At 66.5% G+C, this 13,324-nt stretch carries 14 protein-coding genes; 6 read left to right on the plus strand and 8 right to left on the minus strand.

What is annotated here, in order from left to right:
- Positions 1–270 (minus strand): hypothetical protein (locus tag ACRDUX_RS36060; protein WP_526421515.1); only part of this gene is annotated, 270 nt, incomplete at its 3' end.
- On the opposite strand from ACRDUX_RS36060, the gene ACRDUX_RS36065 reads away from it, so the two are divergent.
- On the plus strand, positions 260–1,420 hold the full coding sequence (locus ACRDUX_RS36065; RefSeq protein WP_526421517.1) for an acyl-CoA dehydrogenase family protein: 1,161 nt from the start codon (positions 260–262) through the stop codon (positions 1,418–1,420). The two genes, ACRDUX_RS36060 and ACRDUX_RS36065, sit on opposite strands and share 11 nt — an antisense overlap.
- Before the next feature lie 124 nt (positions 1,421–1,544).
- A complete protein-coding gene (locus ACRDUX_RS36070; protein WP_526421519.1) occupies positions 1,545–3,497 on the plus strand; it encodes an LGFP repeat-containing protein in 1,953 nt (650 codons plus the stop codon).
- 9 nt (positions 3,498–3,506) lie between these two features.
- On the opposite strand, the gene lexA is transcribed toward ACRDUX_RS36070, so the two are convergent.
- Positions 3,507–4,175 carry a transcriptional repressor LexA gene (lexA, locus tag ACRDUX_RS36075; protein WP_526421521.1) on the minus strand — a complete coding sequence of 223 codons (669 nt, stop codon included), beginning with the start codon at positions 4,173–4,175 and terminating at the stop codon, positions 3,507–3,509.
- Positions 4,176–4,374: 199 nt separating this feature from the next.
- On the opposite strand from lexA, the gene ACRDUX_RS36080 reads away from it, so the two are divergent.
- Together ACRDUX_RS36080 and nrdR are read left to right on the plus strand one after the other, a co-directional pair.
- Complete coding sequence (locus ACRDUX_RS36080; protein WP_526421523.1) at positions 4,375–4,836, plus strand: LysM peptidoglycan-binding domain-containing protein; 462 nt, start codon at positions 4,375–4,377, stop codon at positions 4,834–4,836.
- An 86-nt stretch (positions 4,837–4,922) separates the two neighbouring features.
- Complete coding sequence (gene nrdR / locus ACRDUX_RS36085; RefSeq protein WP_526421525.1) at positions 4,923–5,384, plus strand: transcriptional regulator NrdR; 462 nt, start codon at positions 4,923–4,925, stop codon at positions 5,382–5,384.
- A 4-nt stretch (positions 5,385–5,388) separates the two neighbouring features.
- Here the strand turns inward: nrdR and ACRDUX_RS36090 are convergent, their stop codons facing one another.
- Genes ACRDUX_RS36090 through ACRDUX_RS36100 form a run of 3 tightly spaced genes read right to left on the minus strand, consistent with a single transcriptional unit; the run spans position 5,389 to position 8,178 of the window.
- Complete coding sequence (locus ACRDUX_RS36090; protein ID WP_526421527.1) at positions 5,389–6,087, minus strand: PhzF family phenazine biosynthesis protein; 699 nt, start codon at positions 6,085–6,087, stop codon at positions 5,389–5,391.
- Positions 6,088–6,131: 44 nt separating this feature from the next.
- The gene (locus ACRDUX_RS36095) at positions 6,132–7,154 is read right to left on the minus strand and encodes an alpha/beta fold hydrolase (protein WP_526421529.1); all 1,023 of its coding nucleotides are present in this window, start codon (positions 7,152–7,154) and stop codon (positions 6,132–6,134) included.
- A gap of 37 nt (positions 7,155–7,191) precedes the next feature.
- A complete protein-coding gene (locus ACRDUX_RS36100) occupies positions 7,192–8,178 on the minus strand; it encodes a proteasome assembly chaperone family protein (protein ID WP_526421531.1) in 987 nt (328 codons plus the stop codon).
- A 148-nt stretch (positions 8,179–8,326) separates the two neighbouring features.
- Here ACRDUX_RS36100 and ACRDUX_RS36105 point away from each other — a divergent pair, with 148 nt between their 5' ends.
- Complete coding sequence (locus ACRDUX_RS36105) at positions 8,327–9,124, plus strand: trypsin-like serine peptidase (RefSeq protein ID WP_526421533.1); 798 nt, start codon at positions 8,327–8,329, stop codon at positions 9,122–9,124.
- On the opposite strand, the gene sthA is transcribed toward ACRDUX_RS36105, so the two are convergent.
- Complete coding sequence (gene sthA, locus ACRDUX_RS36110) at positions 9,125–10,531, minus strand: Si-specific NAD(P)(+) transhydrogenase (RefSeq protein WP_526421541.1); 1,407 nt, start codon at positions 10,529–10,531, stop codon at positions 9,125–9,127.
- Positions 10,532–10,741: 210 nt separating this feature from the next.
- On the opposite strand from sthA, the gene ACRDUX_RS36115 reads away from it, so the two are divergent.
- Positions 10,742–11,791, plus strand: a complete 1,050-nt coding sequence (locus tag ACRDUX_RS36115) for a DUF4192 family protein (protein ID WP_526421535.1) — start codon at positions 10,742–10,744, stop codon at positions 11,789–11,791.
- Here ACRDUX_RS36115 and ACRDUX_RS36120 read toward each other — a convergent pair.
- Positions 11,788–12,477 (minus strand): iron-dependent transcriptional repressor DtxR, encoded by a 690-nt coding sequence (locus tag ACRDUX_RS36120; RefSeq protein ID WP_526421537.1) that lies wholly within the window; start codon positions 12,475–12,477, stop codon positions 11,788–11,790. The two genes, ACRDUX_RS36115 and ACRDUX_RS36120, sit on opposite strands and share 4 nt — an antisense overlap.
- Positions 12,478–12,660: 183 nt before the next feature.
- On the minus strand, positions 12,661–13,324 hold a 664-nt coding region (locus ACRDUX_RS36125), incomplete at its 5' end, for a sigma-70 family RNA polymerase sigma factor (protein WP_526421539.1).

Here is a 13,324-nt window from a genome sequence, read left to right on the forward strand (position 1 = left end):
GCCGAGCAGGGGTGACGGGTCGGCGTCACCGTTGAACGGCCGGACCGACGCGATGTCACCGTCACGAACGTCGGCGGTGAAGGCACCCCAGTGTGTGAGCGACGTCGAGGCTTTCGGCATTGCGTCGATTCTAGGGCTGTCGCGCTGGTCGTGGGCCTCCGACAATCGCGCCGCAGGCGGGCCCTCCGGATACCCAACCATCCGGTTGGGTGGTATATGGTCGACGGCAAATCCCGCTTCGCCGATCCGGAGGTAATCCATGGGCGCCATCAAGTACGACCGCACCCTCTTCGAGCCCGAGCACGACCTCTTCCGCGAGTCCTACCGAGGCTTTCTCGAGCGCCACGTGGCCCCGTTCCACGAGCAGTGGGAGAAGGACAAGATCGTCGACCGCGGAGTCTGGCTCGAGGCGGGCAAGCAAGGCTTTCTGGGGATGGCGGTGCCGGAGGAGTACGGGGGCGGTGGCAATGACGACTTCCGCTACAACGTCGTCATCACCGAGGAGACCACGGCCGGCCGCTACAGCGGTCTCGGGTTCTCCCTGCAGAACGACATCATCGCGCCCTACCTGTTGCGACTGGCGACAGAGGAGCAGAAGCAGCGTTGGCTGCCCGGCTTCTGTTCGGGGGAGCTCATCACCGCGATCGCGATGACGGAACCGGGCACCGGCAGTGACCTGCAGGGCATCAAGACCCGCGCCGTCAAGCAGGACGACGGTAGCTGGGTGCTCAACGGCTCGAAGACGTTCATCACCAACGGCATCAACGCCGACCTAGTGATCGTCGTGGCGTGCACCGATCCAGACAAGGGAGCACTGGGCTTCTCATTGCTGGTCGTGGAGCGGGGAATGGACGGTTTCGAGCGGGGCCGCCACCTGGACAAGATCGGGCTCGACGCCCAGGACACCGCGGAGCTGTCCTTCGCGGACGTGAAGGTGCCCGCGGAGAACCTGCTTGGCGAGGAGGGCTCGGGCTTCGTCTACCTGATGCAGAACCTACCGCAGGAGCGCATCAGCATCGCGGTGATGGCGGCCGCGGGCATGGAGTCGGTGCTGGAGCAAACGCTGCAGTACACGAAGGATCGCAAGGCGTTCGGCAAGCCGATCGGAAGCTTCCAGAACACCCGCTTCACGCTGGCCGAGTTGTCCACCGAGGCGACGGTGGTGCGGCTGATGGTCGACGAGTTCCTCGAATTGCACCTCGAGGAGAAGCTCACCGCCGAACAGGCGGCGATGGCCAAGTGGTATTCCACCGAGGCGCAGGTCCGACTGAACGACCGCTGCCTGCAACTGCACGGCGGGTACGGCTACATGCGCGAATACCCGGTCGCACGGGCGTTCCTCGACTCCCGCATTCAGACGATCTACGGGGGAACGACCGAGATCATGAAGGAGATCATCGGCAGAAGTCTCGGCGTTTAGGCAGCCCGTCCGGCACGACACTTTCCTCGGACGGGTCGGATATCCCTCAAGATGGACGTCAACTGAAGCAGAGTTGACGCACGCGGCGCTCAAGGGAGGCCGCCACAGCTTGTGGGAGGAAGTAATGACGGGGCTCCGAACCCGGCTGAGCACGGCCACTGGACGCGCTACCGTCGGGTTGGTCGCCCTGGTGGCGGCGGCCCTGCTCGTCGCACCCGCCGCATGGGCCACTCCCGACAGTGATGCCGACGCAGCCATCACCGCGGCATGGGATGCCGGCGGCGGCGCCACCGGACCGCTCGGAGACAAAGACGGCGGCGTCTACCCGGTGGGGGCGGGCTTCGGCCAGAACTTCGCAGGCGGAGTCATCTTCTTCACCCCGGACACCGGAGCCCACGTGATGCAGGGGGTGATCCTCGACAAATACCAGTCGTTGGGCGGCCCCGCCGACAGCGACCTCGGTTTCCCGACCATCGACGAGGGTGACGGGAAGGCCCCTGACAGCCGCAACAGCACCTTCAGCGCGGCGGACCGACCGGTGATCTTCTGGACCCCGGACACCGATGCGCGAGTGGTCAGGGGTGCCATCAACGCCGCGTGGGACAAGCTCGGGGGCTCCGCAGGCGTCCTCGGTGTCCCGACGGAGGACGAGGTCTACAGCAGCGACGAGGTCAGCCAGTCCTTCTCCGGCGGACAGGTGACGTGGAACCGGAAGACGAATGCGTTCACGACCACCCCTCCGGAGTTGGCCGATCAGCTCACGGGACTCGAGATCCCCGGTGACGTCACCTCGGCCATCGACGCCGCACGGCGGGCCGCGGGTGGACCGCTCGGGCCGCTCGGTGCCGCCGATGGCGGCCAGTACTCGATCGGCGCCGACGGAACCGGGCAGAACTTCGCCGGCGGCAAGATCTTCTACAGTCCCGCCACCGGGGCGAACGTGCTGACCGGCCAGGTGCTGGCGAAGTACGAGAGTGTCGGCGGTCCACAGGGGGATCTCGGCTTCCCGACCAGTGACGAGAACGACGGTGGTGTCGCACCGGCAAGCAAGGTCGCGAGTTTCGCGGCCGCCGACCAGCCGGTGATCTTCTGGACCCCCGACTTCGGCGCCGTGATCGTGCGCGGCGCGATGAATGCGGCCTGGTCGAAACTCGGCGGAGCAACCGGTGACCTCGGCGCCCCGACCGCCGACCAGACCGAGAACGGCGACGTCGTCACCCAGAAGTTCAACGGAGGTGCGATCTCCTGGAACAAGACCACCAACCAGTTCACCACGGAGCCGTCGGGTCTGGCCTCCCAACTGACCGGGTTACAGGTGCCGCGCGGCGACGTCCCCAAGGCTCCGGCTGCCGCAGCCCCCAATGACGGCGGTTCGACGTGGTTCCGCCCGAGCTGGTGGTGGCTGCTGGGAATCGTGCCAGTCCTCGTGCTCGTCGGGGTGGTGGCGGCCGCCGTCCTTCTCAATCGGCGGCGGCACGACGACCGCGCCCCGTTGAGCGGCTTCGACGACGAGGGCGACTACGACGGGGACCCCGATCTCGACTCCGGTCCGGTTCCGCCCGATGGCAACGAAGACGGCGGTACGGCCGACGATGAGCGCACCTGGGCGATGCCTGCCGGCGACCCCGACGCCACCGCTCGCGGCGGACCGGAGGGCTTCACGGCGGATCTTGCCTCCGATCAGGACGCCATCGATACCGCGCCGACGCCCATCGTCAAGGTAGACGACGAATCCGAGCACGCGTGGTTCTCGGATGTCGACGAATCGCCACACGACGACTCGGACGAAGATTCCGCATCCGAACCGGAACCCGAACCGGAGCCCGAACCGGAAAGCGGTCCGCCGAGCGGTCGGCACGCCGCGATTCAGCTCTTCGACGAACCGGTGACCGCGGAGACGTCACTGCGGCTGGCGAGCGAAGATCCGTTCAGCCCGCCGCTGGGCTACCCGATCAAGGCCGACACCAAGTCGGGCGTGTACTGGGCCCCCGGCAGCGATCGCTATGACGATGCCCGCGCAGAGATATGGTTCGCCAGTGAGGAATTCGCGCTGACGAATGGATTCACCAAGGGTTAGCGGGGGTCGTCAGATCTTGCGGAGGACCGTGACGACCTTGCCGAGGATGGCCGCTTCATTGCCCGGAATCGGGTCGAACGCGGGGTTGTGCGGCATGAGCCACACCTGGCCACCGGTGCGCTTGAACGTCTTCACGGTGGCCTCGCCATCGATCATCGCGGCCACGATGTCGCCGTTGTCGGCCACGTTCTGCTGACGGATCACGACCCAGTCACCATCGCAGATCGCCGCATCGATCATGGACTCGCCAACGACCTTCAGCAGGAACAGCGATCCCTCGCCGACGAGCTCCTTCGGCAGCGGGAAGACGTCCTCGACGGCCTCTTCGGCGAGGATCGGACCGCCGGCCGCGATACGTCCAAGCACGGGCACGAACGTCGGCTGCGGCAACGCGTCCGAACCGGCGACGTCCGTGGTGACGGCGGCTGCCAGCTGCCTCGACGGATCGTCGGGCGTCCTGACGTCGACCGCCCGCGGTCGATTCGGGTCGCGACGTATGTAGCCCTTGCGCTCGAGCGTGCGGAGCTGGTGGGCGACCGACGAGGTAGACGTCAAGCCCACCGCGTCTCCGATCTCACGGATGCTCGGCGGATATCCGCGGGTGGTGACCGAACTCCGGATGACGTCCAGAATCGTGCGTTGACGTTCGGTTAGGACCGTGTCGCTGGTGTCACTCATGGCGCCGAATGTAGTCCCATGCGGGACGAGAATCAAACATGTGTTCGACGCGTGTCGCCGGACCTCCGGTCGGCCGGACTTGTCGGTGGGGCGAGTTACCGTTTGCAACAGTTCGATCACGTGTTCTAGTAATCGAACACCTGAGCGATTAGTATTCGAACACAAGAGCGAACAAGCCCACACCGGAAAGGCCCACGAGATGACGATCATCACCCGCGAAGACCCCACCGACCTCGTCTTGCGTCCCATGCGGCCGGTGCGGCGGTCGGCTCCCGGCTCCCGGCGCGGCCCTCAGCCGCACCGCCCGGCCGGCGCTCCTCTGAACTATCGCGGCACGGGGGTGCTCATGTCGCGCGCATCGCACCGGCGCAGGCCCGTAACCCCCATGGCCACCGTGGTGATGGCACTCGTCGCGGCCGCCATCACGGTGTGGCTCGGTCTGGTCGCCCAGTTGGGTGCGGCGCCGGAGTCGTCTGCGACGCCGGCAGCGGCGCGCTTGGCCGTCGTTCAGGTACAGGCGGGTGAGTCTCTGGAGGCACTCGCGCAGCGGGTGGCGCCGGACGCACCGGTCCACTCCGTCGTCGCGCAGATCCGGGATCTCAACGAACTCCCCTCGGCCGCAGTCGACGCCGGACAGACGCTCATCGCACCGGTCGGCTGATCCCCGGCATGCGCCGTGAAACCCAGTGCCGTGCAACGGTACGCTCGTATGCGACCGACATACGTGCTCGCGGCGAAGGAGCGGAGATGCACTGTCCGTTCTGTCGTAATCCCGATTCGAGGGTGGTCGACTCTCGGGAGGCCGATGAAGGCCAGGCGATTCGACGCCGTAGATCCTGTCCCGAGTGCGGGCGCAGGTTCACCACGGTAGAGACCGCGGTGCTGGCTGTCGTCAAGCGCAGTGGCGTCACCGAGCCGTTCAGCCGGGAAAAGGTGATCAAGGGTGTCCGCAGGGCCTGTCAGGGTCGTCAGGTCGACGACGACGCCTTGAACCTATTGGCCCAGCAGGTCGAGGATGCGGTGCGGGCAGCGGGCTCACCCGAGGTGCCCAGCAACGAGGTCGGCCTGGCCATTCTCGGCCCACTTCGCGATCTCGACGAGGTTGCCTACCTGCGGTTCGCGTCCGTGTACCGGTCCTTCTCGTCGGCCGACGACTTCGAGCGCGAAATCGAGGCACTGCGCGCCCACCGTGGCGTGTCTTCGGCCTGACCGATCAGTCGATCTGACGGATACCGTCATCGACGACGCGTCCCGCGACCTTCACCCAGCCGTCGGCGCTCCAGGTGGTGCGGAGCTCAGACCCCTTGCCCTGTGCGATCGCCAGGTCACGGCTGAGGTGCTCGGTCATGCGAACAGCTCCCGCGCCGGTCGCCTCGTCCTCCGGGATCCCCAGCTGACTGGCGAACAGTCGGGATCGGATCGAGCCCGCGGATTGGTCGATCCACGCCCAGAGGTAGTGCTCGGCGTCGTCACCGTAGTCGTCGGGATCGGCATCCAGGACATCCTGGACCGACCCGAGTTCATGGATCGAGAAGTCCGGCGCCCACTCCGCGCGCGCACTGATCGTCGTGAACTCGCCGTCCGGTAGCTGGACGTATTCGACCTGTACGACACCGGCGGGAACGCGCAACGTCTTGATCGGGGTACCGCGCTCCTTGAGCCACCAAGACGCGCCGACGGAGGGATGCCCGGCGAATGGCAGTTCCGTGGCGGGAGTGAAGATGTTGGCAGTGGCGCTGCTGGTTCCCGATTCGGGCTGGTTGATGAAAATCGTTTCGCTATAACCCAATTCGGTGGCGATCCGCTGCCTGTCGGATGGCTCCACCAGATTGGCGTCGACGACGCCGAGGGGATTTCCGTAGTCGCCGTTCGCGTCGGTGAAAACCCGAAGCACTGTCACGTCCAAGGCCATGCCCCGATGCTACGTGGTGTCGGGGGAGGTGCCGTCGGGCAGCCTCAGGTGGCGCTGCGCTCGTCGGCACCCATTGCGTCGAGCACCGCGACGCGGGTGCCGATCGTGCCCGTGAGCCCGTTCTCGCTGACGCCGGCGCGCAACAGATTGCGCAGTAGTTCCTGGTCGTAGACGGCGGGGTCGGTGGAGCCGATGAACTTCTCGACGATCTCGACGAAGCGGTCGGGATCGTCGTGGAAGGGAAAGTGGCCTGAACCTTCGAAGACTTCGAGTTGTGCGCCGGGCATCGCAGCATGGGCCATGCGGGCATGGCTCACCGGGATCACGGAATCGCGGGATCCCCAAATCAATTGCACGGGAACGGATTCGGTCAAATAACATCGATCCAGCATGGTGACCACCTGGCCTCGCCAGTCGACCACCGCGCGGAGCGTGCGGGCGAAGGCCGACGATGCCGTCGGCTCTGGGAGATCGGCCAGTATCCGCAGGACGTCGGGGATGTCGCGACCAACTCCGGTGGATCCGAACAACGTGCCACCCACGCGGCCGACCATCTGCAAGGCGGGAAGAACCATGGGCAGCCGCAGAAGGGCCAGCGCCTCACTGCCGAAGGGCATGGAGGCTATCCGCAGCGCGACGTTGACGTCCTTGGTCACCCCACCCGATCCGATGAGGATCAGCCGGTCTACCAATTGTGGGAACTGGTAGGCGAATTGCATGGCCACCCCACCGCCGAGGGAGTGCCCGACGACGGTGACGCGCTCGATGTCGAGCACGCTGAGCAGGTCGCGCATGCCGTTGGCGTAGGCGGCGACCGAGTAGTCCGCGCGCGGCTTGTCCGACTTGCCATGACCGAGAAGGTCCGGGGCGATGACCGTGAATCGCTGCGCGAGCTTGCTCTGCACCGTGCTCCACGTCGTGGAGTTGTCACCGATGCCGTGAATCAGCAGGATGGCCGGACCCGATCCGGCGATCCGAAACGCACGCCGATACCCGTGGATGGTCCGGTAGTGCAGCGTCGGGGTGAGTTCGCGCACGGGTCGCAAATTGGGCTTTCGCTCGGTCACGATCACCAACTCCGTCGTCGGGCCGGGTTAGGGCGGCCTAGTCAAACCCTTTGTTGCCGTCCCCGCCTCCGGAGTCGTCGCCGGTCTGCTCGGCGAGGAACCGCTCGAATTCGGCACCGAGCTCCTCGCCACTCGGCAGGTCCTCTTCACGCGCCAGCAGGGATCGATTCTCTTGGGCAGCAACGAAGGCATCGTACTGGCGCTCCAGCGCCGTCACCACTTGAGCGACCTCGTCGCTGGAGGACACCTGCTCGTTGATCTTGGTGTGCACCTCGATGCTGGCCTCGCCGAGCGCGGCAAGGGGAAGCCGCAGCGAACCGGTCTTGGCGACCTGCGCCAGCAACGCCTCCGCGGCCGGCGGATAGTCAGTCTGGGCGAGGTAGTGAGGCACGTGCACGGTGAATCCGACCGCGTCGTGGCCGTGTTGTGTCATCCGGTACTCCAGCAGATTCGACACGCTGGCGGGCACCTGAACCTCGCCCACCCACGGCTGGTGGTCGGCGATCAGCTCCTTGTCGTTCGAGTGCGCAGTCATGGTGACGGGACGGGTGTGCGGCACCGCCATGGGAATCGTGCCGAGACCAATGACCTGGCGCACTCCGAGCCGCTCGGCGAGCAGCCGCACGGCGGTGATGAACCGCTCCCACCTCAGATCGGGCTCGAGGCCGGCCAGGAGCAGGAACGGGGTGCCGACGCTGTCGTGCAACGCGTAGAGGTTGAGCTCGGGATCGTCGTAGTGGGTGAAGTGGTCGGTCTTGAACGTCATGAGGGGCCTGCGGGACCGGTAGTCCAGCAGTTCGTCGATCGCGAACGAGGCCACCAGTTCCGTGTCGAGGGTGTCCTTGAGATGCGTGGCGGCGAGCTTGATGGCGTGGCCGGCGTCGGAGAAGCCCTCCAGCGCGTGAATCATGACCGGGCCGCGTCCGTCGTCGGACGACAGCTGGGGTGCTGGAAACTCCAGCTCGTAGATCCCCGTCTGCTCGGGCCGGTAGTGCTGTTCTGGGCTATCTGAGTGATCGGCCATTCCTGCCTCGCCTCCTCGTGACGTCTAGTGTCCCGCACTTCGAGGTTTCTGCCAGCACGGCCCCACTCAAGGATGGAACGCGCGGCCACGGCACGTGCATTCCGTGGCGCACTGCCGCACACAGTGTCATCGGGCAAGATCGGTGCTCATGCGCGGTGCCGGGGTCGTTCTGCTGGCCGCAGTAATGGTCGTGTCCACGTCCTGCGGCGAGCCTCTGGCGGTGCGGGCGACGTCGCGCTCCGCGTCCTCAGCACACCTCACGGCGTCGCAGGCGGCGACGGTGACGGCGGATCCGGTGGACCCAGACCCGTGGGTGGGTGCGATCTTCCTCGGTGGCCAGTCGTTGCACACGTGCACCGGTTCGGTTCTGCACTCCGCGACGGGTGACCTGGTCCTCACGGCGGCGCACTGCATGATTGACGGCATCGATGCGTCGTTTGTCCCAGCGTTCGCCAAAAGTGCTGAGCCGCAAGACTACTGGCACATCGACAAGGTCTACCTCGACCCACGGTGGATTTCCGGTCAGGACCCGCTTGCCGATTTCGCGATCGCCAGGGTGAGCCGCGACGGCGGGGCATCGGTGGAGGCTGCGGTCGGCGGGGGATTCGCGCTCGGTTCGAGTCCGGCGGCAGGCACGGACGTCGACGTCACGGGCTACGCCCTCGGCGTCGGGGGAGATCCCATCGGATGCACTGCCCGCATGGCTGCCCGCGAACACGGATACCCGACGTTGCGGTGTGCGGGCCTGGTCGACGGCACCAGCGGAGCACCCTGGCTGGCGGGCCGCACCGTGGTCGGGGTCACAGGCGGGTTGGAGGGCGGCGGTTGCCAGGAGAACGTCTCCTACGCCCCGCCCTTCGACGGCGCCGTGAAGGAGTTGATGGCCCGAGCCGAGGCAGGCGGACCCGGCGACGCGGCGCCCGCGGCGCTCGAGGACGACTGTTGATCAGGCCCGGAACTGGCTCAGCGCGCGCAGCTTGTTCATCACGTCCAGTGCGGCGACCTTGTAGGCCTCGGAGAACGTGGGGTAGTTGAAGACGGCGTCGACCAGGTATTCAACGGTGCCACCGCAGCCCATTACGGCCTGGCCGATGTGCACCATCTCGGTGGCGTTGGTGCCGAAGATGTGCACGCCGAGAAGCTTGAGATCCTCGGTCGACACCAGGAGTTTGAGCATGCCGTACGAGTCGCCGGCAATCTGACCGCGGGCCAGTTCCCGGTAGCGCGACACCCCGACCTCATACGGGATGGAGTCCTTGGTGAGGTCGACCTCGCTGGCTCCGACGTAGGAGACCTCCGGGATCGAGTAGATGCCGATCGGCTGTAGCGCGGTCATGCCCTTGCAGGGCTCGCCGAAGGCGTGATAGGCGGCCAACCTGCCCTGGTCCATCGACGTCGCGGCCAGCGCGGGGAATCCGATCACGTCACCGACCGCATAGATGTGGTCGACCTTGGTCTGGTAGTTGTCGTCGACGAAGATCCGGCCCCGGTTGTCGGCCTCCAGCCCGGCGGCCTCGAGGTCGAGTCTTTCGGTCTGACCCTGACGCCCGGCGGAGTACATCACGGTCTCGGCGGGGATCTGCTTGCCGCTGGCAAGGGTGGTGACGGTGCCGGAGGCGCCGACGTCGACGGCGGTGACCTCCTCGCCGAAGCGGAAGGTGACCGCAAGGTCGCGCAGGTGGAAGCGCAGGGCCTCGACGATCTCCGGGTCGCAGAAGTCCAGCATCGTGGGGCGCTTCTCCACGACGGTCACCTTGGTGCCGAGCGCGGCGAACATCGACGCGTATTCGATGCCGATCACGCCAGCGCCGACGACGACCATCGACGAGGGAATGGTCTTGAGGTCGAGGATCCCGTCGGAGTCGAGCACCCGCGAGTCGTCGAACTCCACGCCCGCCGGGCGCAGCGGTTTGGTGCCGGTCGCGATGACGACGTTGCGGCCGGTCACGGCGATGCTTTCGGAGCGGTTCGGGTCCTCCACCTGGAGGGTGTGGGCGTCGATGAACCGGGCGTGGCCGACGTAGAGCTCGACGCGGTTGCGCATCAGCTGCGAACGGACGACGTCGATCTCCTTGCCGATGACGTGCTGGGTGCGGGCCAGCAGGTCGGCGGGGGTGATCTTGTCCTTGACGCGGTAGCTGGCGCCGTACAGCTCGCGCTGGCTCATGCCGGTGAGGTAGACGACGGCCTCGCGCAACGTCTTCGACGGGATGGTCCCGGTGTTCACGCAGACTCCACCGAGCATGAGTCCGCGCTCGATGACGGCGACCGACTTGCCGAGCTTGGCGGCGGCGATGGCGGCCTTCTGCCCGCCGGGACCGGAGCCGATGACGACGAGGTCGTATTCCTGCATGGAACCCATGGATGAAAGGTCTACGCCGGTTGAACTGATCTTGCATGCCGAGTACGTCAATAGCGCGTGAACACATGCCATCCCCATCGCTTCGCCCGCCCCCAACGTCTTCATCCCCAGACGACGGTTCATCCACAGAACGTCGAGCCGTCGAGGTCGCAGGCAGGTCGATGGGAGGCCTCCGACACCGACGCCTGCGAAGTTCTGCTCATGACGACCTTCAGAGCATCCGACTTTCACCTCAACCGGCCCGCCACGTTGATTGCCGCGGTGCCCGCCGTACTCGGCTTCGTGCCGGAGAAATCCCTGGTTCTCGTCACCGTGGAGCACGGTGCGCTGGGCTGCGTCATGCGCGTGGACCTCTCGGCGGAACTACTCGAGACGGTCGAGCACATGGCGGATATGGCTGTCGCCAGCGGTCCCGACGCGGCCATCGCGGTGATCGTCGACGAGGACGGCGCTTCCTGCCGGATGTGCCTCGACGAATACCGCGACCTCGTGGTGGCCCTGGACGACGCGCTGGACGCTCACGGCGTCGAGCTGCTGGCCTCCTACGTGGTGGACAGACTGGAGGCAGGCGGACGCTGGCATTGCCAGGACGACCACTCCAAGGCGGGGATCATCGAGGACCCCATGTCGTCTCCCATGGCCGTGGCCGCGGTACTCGACGGGCGTCGGCTCTACGGCCGCCGTGCCGATCTGCAGGACGTGATCGCCGTGGCAGATCCCGACCGCACGGCAGCACTGCGACCGGCGATGGAGCGCGCTCAGCACGACGGGGAGCTGCGGCCCGACGCGGACGTTCGCGGCGACGTCGAGCACGCCTTGAACGTGTCCCGCGGGATGGCTGACGGGCTGGCCCCCACCGACGACGACGTGGTCAGGCTGGGGTGCGGCATCACCGATCCCCGGGTCCGCGACACGTTGTACGCGCTCGCGGTGGGACGCGAGGCCGGCCGCGCCGAGTCGGTGTGGGCACTGTTGGCGCGAACGCTGCCCGATCCGTGGCGTAGCGAAGCCCTCGTGCTGCTTGCCTTTTCGGCATATGCCCGCGGTGACGGACCGCTGGCGGGGGTATCCCTGGACGCTGCCCTGCGCAGCGCCCCGGACCATCGCATGGCCGGCATGCTCGATCAGGCGTTGCAGTCGGGCATGGGACCCGATCGGATCCGGGAGCTGGCGCAGACCGGCTATCGGTTGGCCAAACGGCTCGGGGTGCGGCTGCCACCGCGCCTCGGGTTGGGCAGCCGAGCTGGTTAGACCTTCTCGACTCTGACGGCGTGCGCCATGTGGTGGGGAAGTTCGACCTGCTCGTGACCGGGGATCACGATCAGTACGCTGCCCTGCTCGCTGACCTGAACGGTCACGCGTGCGTTGGGCACCACGCCGGCATCCTTGAGGCGACCGATCAGTTCGACGTCGCCCTGGACGTGTTCGGTGAGCTGACGCACTCGGACGGCGATGGGGAAACCCGACGGCAGTTCGGTGAGCCGGACCAGGCTGACGTCGTCCGAATCGGACAGCGTGACACCGAGTTCCGAAAGGCCGGGGATGGGGTTTCCGAACGGAGAAGTGGTCGGATTGTCGAGAACCTGGACCAGACGGCGCTCGACGTCCTCGCTCATGACGTGCTCCCAGCGGCACGCCTCGGCGTGCACTTCTTCCCACGGAAGGCCGATGACGTCGACCAGGAGTCGCTCGGCGAGCCGGTGCTTGCGCATCACGGACACGGCCAGTGCGCGGCCCTTGTCGGTCAGTTCGAGGTGCCGGTCACCCGCCACGTGCAGAAGTCCGTCCCGCTCCATGCGTGACACGGTCTGGCTGACCGTCGGGCCGCTCTGCTCGAGGCGTTCTGCGATCCGGGCACGCAGGGGCACGACGCCCTCTTCTTCGAGGTCATAGATCGTCCGCAGGTACATCTCGGTGGTATCGATCAGATCGTTCATTGGCCGCCCTCCATTGCGCCCCGAGTCTACCGGTGATAACGCCTGAACTGGGCCGCAACATAGTGGCGACACAATGTGATCCCTGCAGCCGCCCGCGTCACCCCAAAGCGACGTCGTCTTGGCAAAGAAGTGATGCCCGCCGCGGGCGCGGCGGGCATCACCCGGGAGATGGGTCTGAGGGATCTAGCTGGCGTAGGAGCGCAACCGTTCGGCACGCTCGCCCTGGCGCAGCTTGGCCATGACCTCGCGCTCGATCTGGCGAACCCGCTCGCGTGACAGCCCGAACAGCTTCCCGATCTGGTCCAGGGTGCGGGGCTGTCCGTCGTCCAGCCCGAACCGCAGCCTGATCACCTGTTGCTCGCGCTCGTCGAGGGTAGCCAGCACGTGCCGGATGTCGGTGTGTAGCAACTCGGAGATCACGGCGTTCTCGGCGGACATCGCCTCGGCGTCCTCGATGAAGTCGCCGAGCGGAGCCTCTTCGTCACTGCCGACGGGCATGTCGAGGCTTACCGGGTCACGGCTGTGGGACAGCAGGTCGGCGATCTTCTCGGCTGGGATGCCGGACTCCTCGGCCAATTCCTCGTCGCTGGCGTCGCGGCCGAGGTTCTGATGCATCTCCCGCTTGATCCTCGCGAGCTTGTTGACCTGCTCGACCAAGTGGACGGGTAACCGGATGGTGCGGCTCTGATCCGCCATGCCACGGGTGATGGCCTGACGGATCCACCAGGTGGCATAGGTCGAAAACTTGAATCCCTTGGCGTAGTCGAACTTCTCCATCGCCCGGATCAAGCCCAGGTTGCCCTCCTGGATGAGGTCGAGCAGCGGCATACCGCGACCGGTGTAGCGC

This window comes from Mycobacterium sp., assembly GCF_050701675.1.
In the GTDB taxonomy this organism is placed as follows: domain Bacteria; phylum Actinomycetota; class Actinomycetes; order Mycobacteriales; family Mycobacteriaceae; genus Mycobacterium.

What these genes read in the sequence shown, in the direction of transcription:
- lexA (WP_526421521.1), bottom strand. Translation starts at nt 4,175, where the DNA reads ATGAGTGACACCAGCGACACGGTCCTAACCGAACGTCAACGCACGATT.
- ACRDUX_RS36080 (WP_526421523.1), top strand. Translation starts at nt 4,375, where the DNA reads ATGACGATCATCACCCGCGAAGACCCCACCGACCTCGTCTTGCGTCCC.
- sthA (WP_526421541.1), bottom strand. Translation starts at nt 10,531, where the DNA reads ATGCAGGAATACGACCTCGTCGTCATCGGCTCCGGTCCCGGCGGGCAG.
- ACRDUX_RS36115 (WP_526421535.1), top strand. Translation starts at nt 10,742, where the DNA reads ATGACGACCTTCAGAGCATCCGACTTTCACCTCAACCGGCCCGCCACG.
- ACRDUX_RS36065 (WP_526421517.1), top strand. Translation starts at nt 260, where the DNA reads ATGGGCGCCATCAAGTACGACCGCACCCTCTTCGAGCCCGAGCACGAC.
- ACRDUX_RS36100 (WP_526421531.1), bottom strand. Translation starts at nt 8,178, where the DNA reads ATGGCCGATCACTCAGATAGCCCAGAACAGCACTACCGGCCCGAGCAG.
- ACRDUX_RS36120 (WP_526421537.1), bottom strand. Translation starts at nt 12,477, where the DNA reads ATGAACGATCTGATCGATACCACCGAGATGTACCTGCGGACGATCTAT.
- ACRDUX_RS36090 (WP_526421527.1), bottom strand. Translation starts at nt 6,087, where the DNA reads ATGGCCTTGGACGTGACAGTGCTTCGGGTTTTCACCGACGCGAACGGC.
- ACRDUX_RS36070 (WP_526421519.1), top strand. Translation starts at nt 1,545, where the DNA reads ATGACGGGGCTCCGAACCCGGCTGAGCACGGCCACTGGACGCGCTACC.
- nrdR (WP_526421525.1), top strand. Translation starts at nt 4,923, where the DNA reads ATGCACTGTCCGTTCTGTCGTAATCCCGATTCGAGGGTGGTCGACTCT.
- ACRDUX_RS36105 (WP_526421533.1), top strand. Translation starts at nt 8,327, where the DNA reads ATGCGCGGTGCCGGGGTCGTTCTGCTGGCCGCAGTAATGGTCGTGTCC.